Annotated in this window: 19 protein-coding genes; 3 read left to right on the forward strand and 16 right to left on the reverse strand. The window is 51.2% G+C overall.

Annotated elements, in window-relative coordinates; translation table 11 throughout:
* Positions 1 to 45 precede the first annotated feature (45 nt).
* The 3 genes from ACTL32_RS16540 to ACTL32_RS16550 all read left to right on the forward strand — a co-directional run bounded on the left by ACTL32_RS16540 (position 46) and on the right by ACTL32_RS16550 (position 2,808).
* Complete coding sequence (locus ACTL32_RS16540) at positions 46 to 1,326, forward strand: hemolysin family protein (protein WP_441342498.1); 1,281 nt, start codon at positions 46 to 48, stop codon at positions 1,324 to 1,326.
* A 154-nt stretch (positions 1,327 to 1,480) separates the two neighbouring features.
* On the forward strand, positions 1,481 to 1,840 hold the full coding sequence (locus ACTL32_RS16545; protein WP_441342499.1) for a YolD-like family protein: 360 nt from the start codon (positions 1,481 to 1,483) through the stop codon (positions 1,838 to 1,840).
* Between the two features lie 119 nt (positions 1,841 to 1,959).
* Positions 1,960 to 2,808 carry a YihY/virulence factor BrkB family protein gene (locus ACTL32_RS16550; RefSeq protein ID WP_441342500.1) on the forward strand — a complete coding sequence of 283 codons (849 nt, stop codon included), beginning with the start codon at positions 1,960 to 1,962 and terminating at the stop codon, positions 2,806 to 2,808.
* 48 nt (positions 2,809 to 2,856) lie between these two features.
* Here ACTL32_RS16550 and ACTL32_RS16555 read toward each other — a convergent pair whose 3' ends face one another.
* The 16 genes from ACTL32_RS16555 to ACTL32_RS16630 all read right to left on the reverse strand — a co-directional run bounded on the left by ACTL32_RS16555 (position 2,857) and on the right by ACTL32_RS16630 (position 18,922).
* Positions 2,857 to 3,627 (reverse strand): class I SAM-dependent methyltransferase, encoded by a 771-nt coding sequence (locus ACTL32_RS16555; protein ID WP_441342501.1) that lies wholly within the window; start codon positions 3,625 to 3,627, stop codon positions 2,857 to 2,859.
* Between the two features lie 11 nt (positions 3,628 to 3,638).
* Complete coding sequence (locus ACTL32_RS16560) at positions 3,639 to 4,598, reverse strand: dipeptidase (RefSeq protein WP_441342502.1); 960 nt, start codon at positions 4,596 to 4,598, stop codon at positions 3,639 to 3,641.
* A complete protein-coding gene (locus ACTL32_RS16565; RefSeq protein ID WP_441342503.1) occupies positions 4,599 to 5,321 on the reverse strand; it encodes a gamma-glutamyl-gamma-aminobutyrate hydrolase family protein in 723 nt (240 codons plus the stop codon).
* Between the two features lie 148 nt (positions 5,322 to 5,469).
* A complete protein-coding gene (dacB, locus tag ACTL32_RS16570; RefSeq protein WP_441342573.1) occupies positions 5,470 to 6,951 on the reverse strand; it encodes a D-alanyl-D-alanine carboxypeptidase/D-alanyl-D-alanine endopeptidase in 1,482 nt (493 codons plus the stop codon).
* A 384-nt stretch (positions 6,952 to 7,335) separates the two neighbouring features.
* Positions 7,336 to 7,605 (reverse strand): hypothetical protein, encoded by a 270-nt coding sequence (locus ACTL32_RS16575; protein WP_441342504.1) that lies wholly within the window; start codon positions 7,603 to 7,605, stop codon positions 7,336 to 7,338.
* A gap of 148 nt (positions 7,606 to 7,753) precedes the next feature.
* Complete coding sequence (gene rbsB, locus ACTL32_RS16580) at positions 7,754 to 8,677, reverse strand: ribose ABC transporter substrate-binding protein RbsB (protein ID WP_441342505.1); 924 nt, start codon at positions 8,675 to 8,677, stop codon at positions 7,754 to 7,756.
* Between the two features lie 13 nt (positions 8,678 to 8,690).
* Positions 8,691 to 9,635, reverse strand: a complete 945-nt coding sequence (locus ACTL32_RS16585) for an ABC transporter permease subunit (protein ID WP_204891220.1) — start codon at positions 9,633 to 9,635, stop codon at positions 8,691 to 8,693.
* Positions 9,616 to 11,118 (reverse strand): sugar ABC transporter ATP-binding protein, encoded by a 1,503-nt coding sequence (locus tag ACTL32_RS16590; RefSeq protein ID WP_441342506.1) that lies wholly within the window; start codon positions 11,116 to 11,118, stop codon positions 9,616 to 9,618. The genes ACTL32_RS16585 and ACTL32_RS16590 overlap by 20 nt, the downstream gene beginning before the upstream one ends.
* A gap of 18 nt (positions 11,119 to 11,136) precedes the next feature.
* Positions 11,137 to 11,523, reverse strand: coding sequence for a D-ribose pyranase (rbsD, locus tag ACTL32_RS16595; protein ID WP_204891222.1), 387 nt, complete (start codon positions 11,521 to 11,523; stop codon positions 11,137 to 11,139).
* A complete protein-coding gene (gene rbsK, locus ACTL32_RS16600) occupies positions 11,520 to 12,401 on the reverse strand; it encodes a ribokinase (protein WP_441342507.1) in 882 nt (293 codons plus the stop codon). Before rbsK ends, rbsD begins: the two co-directional genes overlap by 4 nt.
* Entirely contained in the window at positions 12,398 to 13,381 is a 984-nt protein-coding gene (locus tag ACTL32_RS16605; RefSeq protein ID WP_441342508.1) for a LacI family DNA-binding transcriptional regulator, read from the reverse strand. The genes rbsK and ACTL32_RS16605 overlap by 4 nt, the downstream gene beginning before the upstream one ends.
* A gap of 134 nt (positions 13,382 to 13,515) precedes the next feature.
* On the reverse strand, positions 13,516 to 13,875 hold the full coding sequence (locus ACTL32_RS16610; RefSeq protein ID WP_441342509.1) for a rhodanese-like domain-containing protein: 360 nt from the start codon (positions 13,873 to 13,875) through the stop codon (positions 13,516 to 13,518).
* Between the two features lie 72 nt (positions 13,876 to 13,947).
* Positions 13,948 to 15,348, reverse strand: coding sequence for an MBL fold metallo-hydrolase (locus ACTL32_RS16615; RefSeq protein ID WP_441342510.1), 1,401 nt, complete (start codon positions 15,346 to 15,348; stop codon positions 13,948 to 13,950).
* 185 nt (positions 15,349 to 15,533) lie between these two features.
* Positions 15,534 to 16,778 (reverse strand): dicarboxylate/amino acid:cation symporter, encoded by a 1,245-nt coding sequence (locus tag ACTL32_RS16620; RefSeq protein WP_441342511.1) that lies wholly within the window; start codon positions 16,776 to 16,778, stop codon positions 15,534 to 15,536.
* A 218-nt stretch (positions 16,779 to 16,996) separates the two neighbouring features.
* On the reverse strand, positions 16,997 to 17,983 hold the full coding sequence (locus tag ACTL32_RS16625; RefSeq protein WP_441342512.1) for a quinone oxidoreductase family protein: 987 nt from the start codon (positions 17,981 to 17,983) through the stop codon (positions 16,997 to 16,999).
* 219 nt (positions 17,984 to 18,202) lie between these two features.
* Positions 18,203 to 18,922, reverse strand: a complete 720-nt coding sequence (locus ACTL32_RS16630; protein ID WP_441342513.1) for a YebC/PmpR family DNA-binding transcriptional regulator — start codon at positions 18,920 to 18,922, stop codon at positions 18,203 to 18,205.
* Between the last annotated feature and the right edge of the window lie 122 nt (positions 18,923 to 19,044).

The raw sequence follows: 19,044 nt of genomic DNA on the forward strand, positions 1-19,044 counted from the left end.
GGTGAATCCCTTATTTAAGGGAATTTATTGGACCCCATACTCTTATTGAATTTAGCTTTACTCATCTTATTAATCGCGTTGACCGCTTTTTTTGTCGGCGCAGAATTCGCCGTTGTCAAAGTGCGCATGTCACGCATCGACCAATTGATCGAAGAAGGCAATAAAAAAGCCGTCCTGGTCAAAAAAGTGGTCGGCGACCTGGATTATTACCTGTCCGCCTGCCAACTCGGCATCACAGTCACTGCGCTCGGCCTCGGCTGGCTCGGTGAACCAACAGTCGAGCGGCTCTTGCATCCTTTGTTCGACACGCTTGGCGTTCCGTCTTCCGCGTCTTCGATCATTTCGTTCGTCCTTGCCTTTTCCCTTGTGACGTTCCTTCATGTAGTCGTAGGTGAAATGGCGCCGAAATCACTGGCGCTTCAGTTTGCCGAACGCATGACGCTCCTTTTGACGCCGCCCCTCTACTGGTTCGGCAAGATCATGGCGCCGTTTATCTACACCCTGAACGGGTCCGCCCGCATCATCCTGCGCATTTTCGGCGTGCAGCCGGCTTCAGAAGAGCAGGCGCATTCGGAGGATGAATTGAAGATCATCATGGCCCAAAGTTTCCAAAGCGGCGAAATCAATCAAACCGAATTGTCGTTCATGCAGAACATCTTTGCATTCGATGAACGGAGCGCCAAGGACGTCATGGTGCCGCGCACCCAGATCATCGCTTTCCCTCAGGACCTGAGCAGCGACGATTTGCTGGGAGAACTCCGCGAACACCGCTATACGCGCTATCCGATTGCCAATAATGGCGACAAGGATGATTTGATCGGCTTTATCAACGCCAAGGAAGTGCTGACCCATTATGCCATGGAAGGCGATGTGCAGATGCGTGACTTGATCCACGACTTGCCTTACTTCCATGAGACGACCCCGCTCCAGACGGCGCTCATGAAGATGCAGAAAGACCGCACCCACATCGCTCTGGTGATTGATGAATACGGCGGGACTTCCGGCATCATTACGATGGAGGATATCTTGGAGGAGATCGTCGGCGAGATCCGCGATGAATTTGATGATGAAGAAGAAGCTGAAATTATAAAAGAAAGCGATGACCACTACATCCTCAACGGCCGTGTGCTGTTGAAGGATCTGGAAGAACGCTTTAATTTGGAGTTCGAAGACAGCGACGACATCGATACGATTGCCGGCTGGGTCCAGCATCAGCTGATCGAAGCGGAAACGGGCGATATCGTCGCGAAAGAAGGACATCGCTGGACCATACTCGAAATGGAGAATCACCATATCGTCAAAGTGGCACTGGAGATCATCCGCTAATAAGGGAAATAGGCTTATCCAATTGCAGTTGGATGGGCCTATTTTTTTGTTGCTGCGCTTTAATTTTTCCGATTCGATTTGACCAATCTCCTTCTCTTCTATAAAATGAGAACAAATGTTCTTATAAATAAAATTTGAAGGGGAGGGATTTGCAGTGAAACTGAACAAATACTTGAAAGCAAAAGGGCAAATCAAGGACAGGGGGCGCATCAAATGGACAGCGATGATGCTGCCGGAGCATGTGCAGATGCTCCGGGAATGGCAGCAGGAAGACCGCTATAACGTGAAGCCGGATCTGGATGAATTCGATCTGGAGGCGGTGCATGAAGAAATCGGGCTGGCATATAAGCGACAATGTTCGGTGGAAGTCCGGATCTGGCAAGATGGAATCCGGAGCTTTTCAGGGATTGTAGCGGCTATCGACCTGCAGCATGGGCTGCTCCGCCTTGATACCGGCTCCGGCATTGAAACGCTCTTTTTCAAGGACATCGTAGGAGCAAAAACATTGGAATAACGCATCGAAAAGAGGGGCTGTTCTATGAGAATGGCCCCCTCTTTTCGATTTTTAAGGTTAAACAACCTTTATTTTGGGGATATAAAGAATAACCAAGTCTAACTATGGAGGTTGAGTATATGAGCAAAGCTGTATCATACGCCAAGGAAGTTGTTGGCGAAATCAAAAAAGACAGTGCAACGACACTTGCTGCTGCACAAGCTTATTATTATCTGCTGGCGATTGTTCCTTTACTGATTTTGTTATTATCAATCCTGCCTTATTTGCAGATCGACCCGCAGCGTGCTGTCGATTTTATCGGCACCATCCTTCCGGGAGAAGTCGCGAGCACTTTCGAGGAAACGATTGTCAGCGTGGTTACGACACCATCAGGCGGCCTATTGACATTCGGTATTCTCGGGACGCTTTGGTCCGCTTCAAATGCGATGAGCGCATTTATCGAAGCGACCAACCAGGCATACGACGTAGAAGAGACACGTTCGTTCTTCGTCAAGAAAGGGATGGCGATCGTCCTGACGCTATTCATGCTGGTAGCCGTCATCGTCGCGTTGGTACTGCCGATATTCGGCGGCGCCATCATCGATACCATCAGTTCGTTCCTGAACCTCCCGCAGCAGACGGAAATCATCTTCCAGGTACTGCGCTGGGTCATTTCAATCGCGGTTATGAGCATTGTCTTGGCGTTCCTTTACAAGTTTGCGCCGAACAAGAGTTTCCCGTTCAAAGAAGTTATCATCGGCGCATTGATCGCCACTGTCTTGTGGCAGCTCGTTTCCCTCGGCTTCTCGTTCTATGTGGCGAATTTCGGAAGCTATTCCGCTACGTACGGTAGCCTGGGCGGATTGATCGTCCTGATGCTCTGGTTCTTCCTAACAGGTCTGATCCTTGTGATAGGCGCCGAAATCAATGCAGTCTTGCACAAGCGGAAACACACTAAAAATGCACCAGCTCAAGTTTACGAAGAATAAGACAACACACGAAAGCACCGGACCGATCCCAAGGATCAGCCCGGTGCTTTATTTTTCGTATAACGCCATCCATTCATCAATCACAAAGCTTTCGATATGCCCGTCATGCGTTTTCAATTGGAAATACGCCGCAGTGCTTTCGTCCGCGTCTAAAAGATGCTGTTCCACCTTGACCTTCTGCGCTTCGCTTTCTGCGGTGCGCGCTACCCAGGATGGGAATTGGAACGTCTTTTTGCGGTCCAGTGCAGCCAGCTCTGAAAGGCCGTTCTCCTTGAAAAGAGCTTGCCATTCGCTTTTCGGCAGGCAGCGCGCATGGCTTGTGTCCCGCAACTTTTCCGTCGTGTTCATGAACCGGCCAAGCTCCGGGTCTTCCGGCGCTACGTTGTCGATGAGCACAAATTTGCCGCCCGGCTTCAACACACGGGCCGCTTCTGCCACGAAAGCTTCCGGATGCGGGAAATGGTGAGGCGCAATCCGGCATACTGCTGCATCAAACGTGCCGGCTAAAAACGGTAGGTCTTCCGCATCCGCAATGACATAGAGGATATTGTTGTGCTCGGGCTTCAAGTGCCTTGCGGTGTTCTCGAGCATTTCTTCGGTTAAATCGGTGGAAATAACGGTGCCGGCATGCGGCGCGAGCGCCTTTGACACATGCCCGCCGCCGGTCGCAATATCGAGCACCAGCCAGCCCTCTTCCGGCTTGAGCCAGTCGACCAGCAGCGGAAGGTCATCGCCTTTTGCGTGGATCGGGCTGCTGACATACTCCTCCGCATTTTTCCCGAATACTTCTTTCACTTTCTCCTTCAGATTCTCTTCCATGGAATTCCTCCTTATTTCCGCATGCCAGGACGGTGGTTTAGGAAGTTCCGGTATGCGAAGCCTTCGACTTCCTCTTCCGAGAACTGCTTTTGGAGTTCATTAATCAAGTTCTGGAACTTCGAAGCATTTTCCAGGTTTTTGATGTGCGCGGAAATTCCGTCGAAATCCGAACCGATCCCGATTTGCTTGACGCCGCCGAGGCTGCAGAAATGATCGATGTGCCTGATCAGGTCTGGAATGACAACTTCTTTCGGATCCGCTTTGATAAAGTCCAGGCAGAACACCACATCGATCATGCCTCCCTTTCGGAACATCGCTTTCGCCTGGCCGTCATCCAGGTTTCTCGGATGCTCGCGCAGCGCCCGGGCGTTCGAATGGCTGGCAATGGGATAATCGGCAAGTTCCATGACGTCCCAGAAGCCTTTCACCGACAAATGGGAAACGTCCGTGAACACCCGGTGTTCGTTGTTGAGCCGCACCACGTCCTTGCCGAGCAGCGTCAGCCCTCCGCCTCTCGGTTCCCCGGCGCCATCTGCGCAGAGATTGGCATTGTTCCATGTCAGGCCGATGGACAGGACGCCCAGCCGGTACAATTGGCGAAGTTTCATCAAATCGTTGCCGAATGCATCCGCCCCTTCCAGCGTCAAGACTGCACCGATCTCACCTTCCTTCAGTGCATCGATGTCTTCCCACCGTTTGATGTGCTTCATTGCCGGATTTTTGCCGATGATTTCGGTATAGAACAAATCCACCTGTTCCAGGGCATGCTGCCATTTTTCATCAGACGGCAAGTCCGGATAGAGGAAAACCGCAAAAAACTGCACTTTTACACCGCCGGCCTGCAGCCGGGCGAAATTCGTTTCGATTTCTTCAGCGCTGGAGAAATCGAGCGGCTCCTGCTTGTAGAAAGCGCCTCTTTTGGCCAATTGCAGTTTCAACAGCGCGTCGCAATGCGTATCGATGATCTGCATTTATTCATCCCCTTCTTCCGTGCACGCTTCGATAAACCCTTTGAAAATGCCGAGGGAAGGTTCGTCTCCGGCAATCGCCATGTTTTCCGGATGCCATTGCACGCCGAGAACAAATTGGTGGCTCTTGCTTTCGATCGCTTCAATCACGCCGTCGCTTGCAGTCCCGCACACCAGGTAGGTTTCCGGCACATGGCGGTTGGCCTGATGGTGGCGGCTGTTGACCCGCAGCTTCATGGTTCCTGTCAGGCGGTGCAGCAGCGAACCTTCCGGAATATGCACAAAATGCGATCCGTGGGATTTAGGGGCTTGCTGCTTATGCTGCAATAACGGCCCTTCCATTTGTGTATTGATGTCCTGGTACATATCTCCGCCTATAGCAATGTTCAGAATCTGTGCGCCGCGGCAAACAGCCAGAATCGGCTTGCCGAGTTCCAGGACTTTCCGGATCAGTGCAAGCTCGAACGCGTCGCGCGAAGGAATGATAACGCCCAGGTTCGGATGCGGCTCTTCACCGAACAATGTCGGATCGATATCGTACCCACCCGCTGCAAACAGCCCGTCAATCCGATTGGCGATTTGGTCGATATCCTTGTCTTCCAGCAAATGCGGCAGCATAATCGGCAAACCGCCAGCTTGCAGGATAGCTTCCGTATCCGCCATTTCAATTGCATATTCTTCCCGCCCCAGTTCTTTGGATGCAGTGATTCCGATAATAGGTTTCATAATCATTTCCCCCAGTTCTCTATTTTTTACTGAATACATTAAACATACAGAATTGAACGTGAAATTGCCAGGACCCTTTTTCAACTTTGCAGACGCCATCCAGCCAAGAAAAATTCCGGCAAGCGCAGCGGCCACCGGAACTAAGGGATTATTCTTTTTCGTATTCCGCAATTGCCGTGGCAATCGCATCTTCCACAGGCGTCACGGTAGCCAAGTCATTGTTGATGACGATTGAGAAAATCAGTTTTTCCCCGTCGCCTGTCTCCGCATAGCCGGACAATGAAGAGACGCCCGTCAACGAGCCGGTCTTTGCCGTCACATTGCCCGCAGCCGCACTGTTTTTCATGCGGTTCCGGAGGGTGCCGCCGACAAAGCGCTCAGGCGCGCCAGCAACAGGAAGCGAATTGACGAAAGCGCCGTGCCATTCCTCCTCTTGTCCGCCATACAGCAGCGCTGAAATTTCATTTGCCGGAACCATATTGACGTGCGACATGCCGGAGCCGTCGCGGAGCAAAATTGTGCCCGTATTCACACCAAGGTCGGCCGCCAACTCCTCGACTACTTCGAGCCCTGCTTCCCAGCTGCCTTCATCTGAAACCACACGCCCCATCTCTTTGACAAGAACTTCTGCGTGGCCGTTGTTGCTGAGCTTCATGAACGGGATGTAAAGCTCCCGCAGCGGCATGGACTGGCGTTCTGCAAGCAGCGTGGTGCCTTCAGGCGCAGCGCCCATCTTCAGCTCTGAATCGCCGATCAATTGAATGCCTTCGGCAATCAATGCGTTCTCGAAAAGATCGAGTGCATAACCCGATGGCTCCGTCACTGCAATCCACTCCCGAGACCGCGATCCGCCAAGCGGCATTTCCCCTTCAATGATGATGTCGTTCGAACCGTGTGCGCGGATGATGGAAACGGTCTTCTTGCTTCCTGCTGCCACTGTTGTCGTATTGTTGATGACATTGACATAATCCGTATGCGGTGCAAGTGTCACTTTCGTCTCCGCACCTGCCGCGTCGCCCGGGTTCACTTCGACGATGACGGAGCCGGCATCGTAATCTTCGTTCGGCGACGCCGTCAATGCTGAAACTTCCGCCCCGTAATAATAGCGCTCGTCTTTCCAGGTGATGTCTTCTGACAGGCGTTCATCGTCGTACCAGGTATCATCGCCGACCAGGTCGCCCTTCACTTTATGGATTCCCTGGTTCTTCAGCTCGGCTGCGAATGCTTCGAAGTCCTTTTGGAGAAGCGTCGGATCGCCTTTGCCTTTCAAATAGAGGTTCCCTTGCAGCACTTCACCGTTGATGCGGCCATCCGTATGTACTTCGGTGCTGAAGCGGTAGTCTTCGCCCAATGTATCGAGTGCTGCCATGCCGCTGAACAGCTTCATATTGGAAGCCGGCGTCAGGCGAGAATCCCCAAAATGGTCATAGATCAATTCCCCCGTATCCGCTTTCCGGATGCTTACGCCTGTGGTAGCGCCTTTAATGCGCTCATCCTGTAAAATCTTGTTGATGTCATTTGCCAGGGCTGCGTATTCGCCGTCCGCTCCCGCCGACTGTCCGGCATCATTCAATTGCACCGGTGATATTACGAGTGCAGCTGCCAGCAGCAAAGGTACCCCCCACTTGATCGACTGTTTCTTTTCCACTTTCCCATCACCCTTTTCCTTTAGATGAAAAAAGCATAGCATAGCGGGAGAAAGAATTTTCTGATTTTTTAACAAATGATTCCAAAAGCATAGATTGATTTTCAATAATAGGAAATTTATCCATTAATTTTTTATTTAATTCTAGCGAAATCTCTGTTCTGCCATCCTAAAGCACCCATCTGCGTTCGTGAAGGGAGTCGACTTTTGGCGAACGCAAATAAATCTTTTTAAACGCAAATAAAATCTGCTAAACGCAAATAACATTCTCCATTTACCACAATACTCTTATTAAGGCTGTAAAAAAGAGGCTTTCCGTGAGCGGAAAGCCTCTGCTTTATTCTCTTAATATCCATTCCCCCGCAGCAGCTACATGTCCCATTGCAGGTCGGTCGAATACATCAGCTGCTCCCCGATGAAAATGCGGGCGCGGGTGTTCGGGCATCCCGGCGCGAGCGAAACTTTGATGTCTTCGAATTCGCCGTCATCGTTTTGCAGCTTGCCCAGCAGCCGTGAGCTCAGGTGGAAACCAACTTGTTCGTCCTGCAGCACCCCGTCGACATAAAGCTTATCGCTCATCCAGGAGTTCTCCACTTGTATGCTGTGCGATCCGTACTTCAGCTTCCAGACATTTCTCATTCCTTCGCCTCCGTTCCCTCGATTACCCAAAGTATAGCAGAAATCGGGAAAAGACCGGGAGCGGAACGTGCTGCCCTGCGAACCAAATGCTCTTGGCAGCTCCATCAAAAAACCGGCATCATAGAAGCGTGATGCCGGCCGTCCAAAATTATTGTTTGATCAATTCCAATTCAACCGGAATCGATGCTTCCACTTCTTCGCCTTCCAGCGACTTCACTGCTGTTTCGACTGCCATTTCACCGATCATTTCCGGCTTCTGTGCAACCGTTCCGGCCATGCGCCCTTCTTCTACCGCTTTGACGGCATCTTCCGTAGCGTCAAACCCGACTACCGTAATGTCTTTTCCGGCAGCTTCGATCGCTTCAAGCGCTCCAAGGGCCATTTCGTCGTTGTGTGCGAACACGCCTGTGATATCCGGATTGGATTGCAGGATGTTCTCCATGACAGTCAACCCTTCCCCACGGTTAAAGTTGGCTGTCTGTTTTGCAACGATGTCCAGTTGGCCTTCTGCCACGTTATTAAAACCTTCGCCGCGTTCATTGGCTGCGGAAGAACCAGGTACGCCTTCAAGCTCAGCCACTTTCGCGCCTTCACCAACCAATGATACTAGAAGCTCCCCTGCCATTTCACCGCCGGCCACGTTATCAGACGCGATGTGAGAAACCACTTCGCCGCCTGAAGCGCTGCGGTCAACTGTGATGACTGGAATGTTTGCTGCATTTGCTGATTCGACTGCCGCTGCAACCGCTTCAGAATCGACTGGATTGATCATGATCAAGTCAACGCCTTGCTGGATCAAATCTTCAACATCGCTTGCCTGTTTTGCTGCATCGTCCTGTGCATCTACTACAGAAACCGTAGCGCCGAGCTCTTCAGCTTTCGCTTCTGCCCCTTCGCTAAGCGTTACGAAGAACGGGTTGTTCAATGTGGAAATCGAAAAACCGATGGTGTAGTCGCCGCCTGCTTCGCCTCCGCTTTCAGCTTCCTCATCCCCTGAACCTGGTGCTTCCATTGAACATGCCGCCAAAATCATCATGGCCAACAATACCAACAACAATTGAATCTTCTTCATTTCTCAACACTCCCTATGCTGTTTTTTTACGGTCCAACAGAACCGCGAATAATATAACTGCACCTTTGACCACTTGCTGGAAAAAGGATGAAACCCCGATCAAATTCAAACCGTTGTTCAATACCCCGATGATCAACGCACCGATCAGCGTGCCGACAATCCATCCGCGTCCGCCGGTAAGGCTTGTCCCGCCTAGCACAACTGCCGCAATGGCATCGAGCTCGAACATTTCCCCGGCAGTCGGCTGGGCCGAGTTCAACCGGGAAGTCAGAATCAGCGACGCCAATCCTGCCAGCAAACCGACCAGTGAATAGACGTAGATTTTGATGCGGTCCGCATTGATCCCTGAGAGGATTGATGCTTCTTCATTGCCGCCCACCGCGTAGACACGGCGGCCGAATGTCGTCTTTTTCAGAATGAAATATAAAATGGCAAAGCTGATGATCATTGTTACGACCGGAACCGGAATCCCAAGGAAATATCCTTTTCCGAGCATCTGGAAAGCGACGCTGTCGCCTAAGCCCGAAATCGGCCGGCCTTCCGTATATACGAGCGTCAGCCCGCGGTAGATCGTCATCGTTGCAAGCGTCGCGATAAACGGCGCCACTTTCCCTTTCGCAATGATGACGCCGTTGATGGCACCGAGGATGGCGCCGAGCAGCAAGCCGACCAGCATTGCCAGGACCGGATCCATGCCGCCGGACATCAACCCTGCCGTAACGGCACCTGTCAGTGCCAAAATCGAACCGACCGATAAATCGATGCCTCCGGTCAGAATGACGAACGTCATTCCGAAGGCGATCAGCGCGTTAATGGAAACTTGGCGGAACACATTCAGCAAGTTATTTACCGATAGAAAACTCGGATTCAAAATCGTAATGATGACAACAATAGCAATCAAACCGATGAACGGCCCGATTTTTTGGAGCAGCGATTGGTTACTGGCCTTCAACTGCATGTTTTCCACCTCCTGTAGCAAAATGCATGATCTTTTCTTGTGTAAGTTCATTTTTCGGCAAGTCTGCCGTCAATTTCCCTTCGTGCATCACCAGCACACGGTCCGCCATGCCAATGACTTCCGGCAGCTCCGACGAAATCATCAGGATGGCCACGCCGCGGCTGGCAAGTTCGTTGATGATCGAGTAAATCTCTTTTTTCGCGCCGACATCCACGCCGCGGGTCGGCTCATCCAAAATAAGCAATTCCGGTTCAATTCCCAGCCATTTGGCGATGACCACTTTCTGCTGGTTGCCGCCGCTGAGCGATTTGGCGGTCTGGGTCGGCCCCGAGGTCCGGATGCCGAGCCGTTTGACCATGCGGTCATAAAGCGACCGCTCCTTATCCCGTGAAATCAACCCGTTCTTGGAGATCGACGAGAAATTGGTCATGCTGACGTTTTCTTCGACCGTAAAGTCGACAATCAGCCCTTCCGACTTTCGGTCTTCTGTGACATAGCCGATGCCAAGTTCTTTGGCCGCTTTCGGGCTGTCGATCTTCACCGGCCGGCCATCGACCTGGACCGTTCCGGCGTCCGCTTTCTTATAGCCGAACAGCGACTGGGCCACTTCGGTCCGCCCGGCGCCCATCAAGCCCGCAATGGCCAGCACTTCGCCTTTCCGGAGATCAAAGGATACATCTTCAAAGCAATCTTTCCGCGTAAGCCCTTTGACGGACAGCTTCACATCTCCAATTGCCGAACTGCGTACCGGGAAGCGTTCACCCAATTCGCGCCCGACCATCATCTGGACGATTTCCTCAAATGATGTTTCCGAAATCCGCTTATCGCCTACATATTCGCCGTCCCGCAGGATGGTGATGCGGTCGCACAGCGAGAAAATCTCTTCCATGCGGTGAGAGATGTAGATGAACGATACGCCGCGCGCCTGCAATTCGCGTATGGTGGCGAACAGCGTATCGATTTCACGGTCGGTCAGTGCCGCGGTCGGTTCGTCCATGACGATCACTTCCGCCTCCACCGCAAGCGCTTTCGCAATCTCGACAATCTGTTGCTGGCCGACAGAAAGCGAGCTTGCCGGTGCGGCAGGGTCGATGTCCAAGCCAAGATCCAGCAGCGCTTTTTTCGTCTTCTGCTCCATCTGTTTGGTCTTGATGATTCCTGTGCGCCCGAACGTCTCTTCGTTGCCTAAAAACATATTGTCCGTAATCGACAAATGGGGCAGGATGTTCAGTTCTTGGTGGATTACTGCAATTCCGGCCTCTTCCGCCTGCTTCGGCGAAGTGAAATGGACTTCCTTGCCTTTCACTTCCACCGTTCCGTTGTCGCGTGAATAAATGCCCGTCAGAATTTTCATCAATGTCGACTTGCCGGCTCCGTTTTCGCCCATCAATGCATGGATTTCTCCCCGTTCCAACGAAAACTGGACATTTTTCAATACCTGGTTGCCGCTGAACGACTTGGATATATTGGTCATTTTGATCATTGGGGTTCACCTGCCTTTTTAAAAGATCACTCCAGAACGGAGGACGATATTGGCGTATGGCGTCGCTTCACCCGTCCGGATGATCAGCTTCGCTTCTTTGCTCATTTTCTTCAGTTCGTCATGCGTTACGTAAGCGGCATTCACTTGTTCGAGGATACCTGCTTCGACTTCCGGGTTCTCTTCGGATATTTCCCGGGCAATAAACCCGGCTTCCGCCTGAAAATCTTCCAGAATTGCCTGAAGCACCGTTAGAAATGAAGGTTCGCCGATACGGTAGGATAAATCAATGCACTGGACCCCTTTTGGTACCGGCAAGCCGCAATCAGCGATGACGAGAAGATCCGTATGGCCGAATGCAGCCAACGCTGCCGCTATGTCACGGTTGATCATGCCATGCTTTTTCATTTTCCGTCATCTCCCATGCGCTGCAGCACTTCCTGCCGAGACGGCATTCCGCCCTGGGCGCCAAATTTCTCAACTGACAACGAAGCCGCCGCATTGGCAAAGCGCACCGCTTCTTCAAACGGCATCGCTTCTTCTAGCGCGACAGCGATTGCTCCGTTGAATGTATCGCCTGCGCCTGTCGTGTCCATCGCTTGCGTTTTAAACCCTTCCACTAAGACGTGCTTTTGGCCGTCGAAGTAGCGGGCCCCTTTGCTGCCGAGCGTCACAACGAGGCGGTTCGGGTATTTTTCAAGCATGTGTTCCCAATCAGGCCCGAACAGCTCTTCTGCTTCGGTTTCATTCGGCGTCATGTATGTAGCATAGGGGAGGAATTCTTCAATAAACCCGTCTGCCGGCGCCGGATTCAAAATTACCGGCACGCCGTGCTGATGGCAAATTTCCAACGTCCGCTGGACAACCGGGATCGGCATTTCCAATTGCATGACGACGATGCCGCTTTCCTTCAGCCCTTTCTCAAATGCAGCCATTTCCTCGGCTTTCAGGCTATGGTTGGCGCCGGGCACCACGATAATGCGGTTGTCTCCGTCCGACAAAAGGATGTTCGCGATTCCGCTTGTGCCTTCTGCCCGTTTAATAGAAGCTGTTCCGACGGATTCCGCCTCCAGATTCCGGAGCAGTTCGTCGCCGAATGCATCGGTTCCGACTGCGCCGATCATGTTTACTGAACCGCCAAGCCGGGCGGCCGCTACCGCCTGATTCGCACCTTTTCCGCCTGGCACTGTCGTATACAGGTCGCCGAGTGCTGTTTCCCCCTGCTTGGGAAAACGGGCGGTCCGTACAACAAGATCCATATTGATGCTGCCTACTACTGTTATCATTTTTCCACACTCCTTGTCGTTCCCCGAAGTTTCAGCTGCACCGGCACTTCGTAGAAATGCTGTTCAATTTCCTGGTGTTCAATCCGTTTGATGAGAACCCGGGTGGCGATCGCCCCCATTTTATATACGTCCTGGGCGATGGTCGTCAAGCCCGGAGACAGCATCTCGCCCATTGCGATGCCGTCAAACCCGACAATCTGCAATTCTTCTGGCACCTGGATGCCAAGGGTCACTGCCGCTTTTAACGCCCCTGCCGCCGAGACATCGCTGCTGGCAAAAATGCCGTCGATTTCTTTATGTTCTTTCAAAAATCCCTCGACAATCTTTTCCGAGTCCGCAAAGTGGAACGGACATGTCACGACGTGATAGTTTACGCCAGAATCCGTAATCGCTTCCATAAATCCTTCGAAGCGGTCATTGGCCGGGTTCAACTCTTCCGGCCCTCTTAGGAAGAGGATGTTCTTGCACCCTCTTTCCAATAGCGCCTGCGTTCCCATCACGGCCCCTTCGCGGTTATTGGAAGAAACCGTCGGGATCCTGTCATTGATCGCACGGTCCAAGGCGACAATCGGCAGCGCCATATTCGCATAATGCGGCGCGTCGAGCTGATTCGACGTTACGATAAAGCCGGCAATATATTTTTTCTTCAGCGTTTCCAGGTAATTTCTCTCTTTTTCCGGATTTTCATCCGAGTTGCACAGGATGACGGTATACCCGTAAGTCAATGCGACATCTTCCACGGCACGGGCAAGTTCCGGGAAGAACGGGTTGGTGATGTCCGGGACGATCAAGCCGATCAAATGCGATTGTTTCGTATTGAGCGACCGGGCCACCGGGTTCAGTTCGTACTTCAATTCATCCACGGCATCCGTTACAGCTTTGGCAGCGTCTGCACTCACGTAGCCGCTTCCGTTGAGGAAACGGGACACTGTCGCCACTGATACGCCTGCTTTTTTCGCTACATCTCTGATGGTGGTCATATAAGCAGCTCCGTTCTCGGTAAATGTGTAACCGGTTACACAAAATATACATGGCTGTTTCTTTGTTGTCAATGTGAAGATTTTCCAGAACGAAAAAAGAGGCCATCGCTACCCGACGGACTCTTCTCATACTATTAATTGCACGGGACGTGCATATCGCCATTGTCTTTTTCCACTAAGCTGTAGCTGACTACTTCAAAACCTTTTCTTTGCAAAAAGCGTGCGCCCAGATTTTTTTCCAATGCATCTGACGCCATCAGGTGGATCGGCTGATCCGGTATTTCCTTATAGTTCCGCATCAGGTAAGCATACGGCAGGTTCATAGCGCCAGACACTTCTTCGTTTGAAATATTGTAAGGACGGACGTCCAGAATTGTAATAGCTCCGGCATCCACGTGTTCGAGGCATCGTTTTTCCATGCCGTGCATCGGCATGAATCTTCGGTAGCTGCTGCCTGCAAGCAACAGCGCCAATAAAGTCATCGGTATTGCCATATTTATTCACCTGCTCCTTTTCATCTGAAAACTACCGGAACAAGATTCCGGCGGTTCATTGAAATGTGCGAGTTACGCTTTTACTTCAGTCGACCATTTTGAAAATCCGCCCGGCATGTTGACGATGTTATCGATCCCGTTCGCTTTCAGCAGGCTCGCAGCAATTGCTGAACGTGCGCCTCCTTGGCAATGGACGATGACCGTCTTGCTGGCATCGACTTCTTCGAGACGGTTTTTCAATGTCCCGACCATGATGTGGTCTGCATTTTCAATATGCCCTTCATCAAACTCGGTCTGGTTCCGGACGTCGAGTACGTTGGCTTCATCATTATTGATCATTTCTTTCGCTTCTTCTACCGTTACGTTATCGTATTTATCAAGCTTGTCTGCTTCGCCGATGATTGCCTCTGCATCCGCATAGCCAAGGACCTGGTCGATGCCGATTGAATGCAGAGCGGTGATCACTTCATCAAGCGAATCAGGATCTACAAGAATGTAAACCGGCTTTTTATAATCAACGACCCATCCTGCCCAGTTTGTGAAGGATTTATTGAACGGGATGTTGAGGGTTCCCGGGATAAAGCCTTGGCTGAATGCATCCGCCGGGCGCAAGTCGAGGACTTGTTCGCCAGTTTCCAGCAAGCTCTTAATATCAGCAAACCGATCGATTGGCTTGAGCTCCGGCAAATTGGCAATCAGTTCCGGACCGATTTTATTGACGGATTTCATGACTGCGAAATAATAAGGCGGTTCCGGCTGCCCTGCAAGCAGCTCGTCCATGAACGATTTTTCATCTTTGAACTGCATTGCCCAGTTGAACAGCTTTTCATATCCGACAGTCGTTGACGGCACTGCACCCAACGATTTTCCGCATACGCTTCCCGCGCCGTGCGCCGGCCAGACCTGCAAATAATCCGGAAGTTCTTTGAAGCGTTCGATCGATTGGAACATCGCTTTCGCTCCGGATTCCGAAGTTCCCTGGATGCCCGCCGCTTTTTCAAGCAAGTCCGGACGGCCGACATCACCCACAAAGACAAAGTCGCCTGTGAAGATGCCAAGCGGCAGATCGGCCGCTTTTGTATCCGTCAAGATGAACGAGATGCTCTCAGGTGTGTGGCCAGGTGTATGCACCACTTCGAAGATCAAATTGCCGATATTGAATTTGTCGCCTTCTTTCAGCAACTGGTGGCTGACATTCTCCAGGTTCTGGTATTTCCAATCTTTATCGCCTTCATCTGAAAGATACAGCTTTGTTCCGAAACGTTCAGCCAGTTCGCGTGAACCGGAGACGAAATCAGCATGGATATGGGTTTCAAGCGCCCCTACAATTTTCAAGTTTTCTTTTTTAGCAAGTTCAACGTACGGGAGAATATTGCGCATCGGGTCTACCACTACCGCTTCCCCGGTAGCCTGGCAGCCTACGACGTAAGATGCGTGCGCCAATTTATCATCATAGAAATATCGTAATAACATAGAATGATTCCCCTTTTCGTGTGGTTTGTTGTTGTTGTTAACCACAATATACCCTAAGGGGTATAAAAAGTAAACTAATCTGCTTCATTTTTTTCTATTCCTTTTATCTTTCGTTCTGATATGAAAAAACCCCGCTTTTTCCTGGCCGGGCCGGCAAGGAAAAAGCGGGGTTTTACTATTGATCATTACGCTTCTTGTTCTTGTAATGCTTCGGTGCGATTTTTCTCGGTTTCCGCTACATATACCGCACAAGCGGCATCGCCGGAAATATTGATGGCTGTCCGTGTCATATCAAGCAAACGATCGATTCCGAGCACAAGCCCGATTCCTGCTACCGGCAGACTTACACTGCTAAGGACCATTGCCAGCATAATCAGGCCGACACCCGGTACGCCAGCAGTCCCGATGCTTGCAAGTACCGCCGTCAGGACGACCGTCATCAATTGCGTCATTGTAAGATCCACGCCGTATGCTTGAGCGATAAACATGGTTGCCACGCCCTGCATGATGGCGGTGCCGTCCATATTGATGGTGGCGCCAAGCGGCTGGACAAATGAGCTGATCGATTTCGGAACGCCCAGGTCTTTTTGTGCGACGTCCATCGATACAGGCAAGGTGGCTGTACTGCTTGATGTACTGAATGCCACACTCATGGCCGGTGCAAATTTCTTGAAGAACCAGACCGGATTTTTCTTAGCCAATAGCCCAATGGTTCCGCCATAAGTGAACGCGGCATGGATGAAGAGCGCCGCGACGACAACGACCATATACGCTCCCATCGCTTTGATTGCAGAGAGTCCTTGCGAGCCGATCGCAGTCGCAATCAACCCGAAAGTTCCGTACGGGGCGAATTTCATGACGATGCCGACCAGATACATCATGACTTCGTTCCCCTGCTCCACCAGGTTCAGAATGCCTTTCGTCTTTTCCCCCAAGGCAGTGAGCGCCAAGCCGATGAACACGGCAAACACGATGATCTGCAGCATATTGCCGCTCGTCAATGCTTCAAGCGGATTTTTCGGGATGATATTCAGCAGCGTTTCTGCAACTGACGGCGCTTCGTCCGCTTCGAAAGTTGCGCTTTCTAGATCAAAATCACCCGCCAGCCCCGGCTGGATGACAGCCGCCAAACTCAAACCGATGGCGATTGCTATCGTTGTGGTGATCAGGAAATATGAAATCGTTTTCAATCCGATCCGCCCCAATTTCGCCGGATCCCCCAGCCCTGCGGTTCCAAGAATGATGGACAGGAATACGAGCGGGACGACCAGCATGCTGATCAGACTTAAAAATAGTTGGCCAAGCGGCACAAATAAATATGTATTTATAGGATCAAATGCTTCCGGTGCCAGTAAATTGATGAGCAAGCCTACAACAGCACCCAGGAGAAGCCCGGTAATTACTTTCACAGTCAAACTTTTTTTCTTCATGTATCTCATCCTTTCATGTGACATAAACAATAGTTTAACTGAAAAGGCTGAAGATTTATAGCATTTAGTGAGCTGCACAGACACAGCCATTAAATATACTGAAATAGCATCAGAAGCTGCTTTAGGAAATTGGAATCAGTTTTTTCCCTTTTTATTCGGACGTGTAAACATCTAAAAACCGGCGCTCTCCTATTGAAAGGAGAGCGCCGGCAGAAAGCTCATGGAAGCAGCAGAACCTTTCCGAAACTCTTGCGGCTTTCAATATGGGCATGCGCTTTCGCTGCCGCAGCCAGCGGATACCGTTTCGAGATGACGATATTCAAGGATCCTTCGAGCATCAATTTGGTAATTTCCTCCGCTGCTTCGTGGAGGAATTCCGGACGGTGTTTGCGGTAGGTGCCAGTGCTGTAGCCGATGACTGAGCGGCAGCTCGAGTGGAGCTCGGTCGTTTTGACCCGGCCTGGTACTGAACCTTCATTGGCATGGCCAAAAGAGATGATCCGGCCGAAAGGAGCCAAGCAGTCCATGCTTTTTTCGAAATTCTCCCCACCTACCGTATCGAGGATGACATCGGCGCCTCTGCCATCCGTCAAATCGTTCACGATGGCCGCAAAATCCTGCGTCCGGTAATTGATGGCGTGGTCAGCGCCGAACTCTTTCGCCATGATCGTCTTTTCGCTACTCCCCGCAGTGCCGATAATTGTCCCTGCCCCGAAATACCGGGCGAGCTGAATGGCTGTAGACCCAACACCGCCGGCAGCAGCATGGATCAGGATCGTCTCACCGGGTTCAAGCTGCGCCATTTTGCGGATGACGTTATAAGCTGTGATTCCCACTGTCAGAGAGGCCGCCGCCGTTTCAATCGGCAATTCATTTGGTACCGGAAACGTCAACACTTCATCCGCTTTGACGAATTCTGCATACGATCCTTCTTTCGGAAATGCCATAACCCGCTGCCCTTTCCGGAAACGGGTGACTTCACTTCCAATTTCGGCGATTTCTCCGGCACAGTCAAGCCCTGGCGTAAATGCCTCTCCCGATACAGTGCCGTGGTACTGCCCCTGCCTCGACTTGATATCTGCAAAATTCACACTGATTGCCTGGACGCGGATCAATACTTGATGCGGTGCAATTTCAGGAACCGCAGTTTCCTGAAGCTTCAATACATCCGGAGCTCCTAGCTCGCTTACAATTATCGCTTTCATCGGCACGCCTCTTTTCTACTTGGAATGTGGTCCGTTTCCTGGGAGAACCGGTCAGCTGCTATTCTCCGATTCAGAACAACCACTTCCAAATCAGTATAGATTTTATTGTACCGCCAGACAAGCGAGTTGTCGGACTAATGAAAAATTTCGTCGGATGCGTTCTCATTGAAAAAATAAAAGCCTTCGCCAACCGGCAAAGGCTTCTCGTATCCATTTGTTTTATTCGCCTAGATCGACGTTGTGATAGACCTGCTGCACATCTTCCAAATCCTCGATTGCATCGATCATCTTCTCGAACTGCGCCTGCGCGTCTTCCGGCAGCTCCAATTCGTTCTGTGCGAGCATCGTCAATTCCGCTACAGTGAATTCCGTGATTCCGGCATTCTTGAATGCTTCCTGGACAACGTGGAACTGGTCCGGTTCTGCATAAACGATCACCGAATCTTCTTCTTCGGTTATGTCACGGACATCGACATCCTCTTCCATCAGCAATTCAAGCACTTCATCCGCTGTCTTGCCTTCGACCCCGAAAACAGCAGTGTGGTCGAACATATACGAAACCGATCCGCTGACGCCCATATTGCCGCCGTTTTTGCCGAAAGCTGCACGGACATCCGAAGCCGTCCGGTTGACGTTGTTCGTCAGCGTATCGACGATGACCATCGATCCGTTCGGCCCAAAGCCTTCATAGCGAAGCTCATCAAAGCTTTCTTCAGAACCGCCTTTTGCCTTGTCGATTGCCCGGTCGATGATAGCTCTTGGCACGCTGTATGTCTTCGCACGTTCAAGCACGACTTTCAGCGCCTGGTTCGACTCCGGATCCGGCTCGCCCTGCTTTGCCGCCACATAGATCTCCCGCCCGAATTTTGCATAGATCCGGCTTGTATTGGCATCTTTGGATGCTTTTTTTTCTTTGATATTATTCCACTTGCGTCCCATAGGGTTTCCCACTTTCTCTCAACTTTGAATGTGAAGAACGTTCACTATCTACTATTATATAATAACTTCCCCGTTTCTATCGACTGCCAGCCGGAAAAAATTCATATCCTGTCAGAAGCTAA

Source organism: Planococcus sp. FY231025 (genome assembly GCF_052078085.1).
Taxonomy (GTDB): Bacteria; Bacillota; Bacilli; order Bacillales_A; family Planococcaceae; genus Planococcus.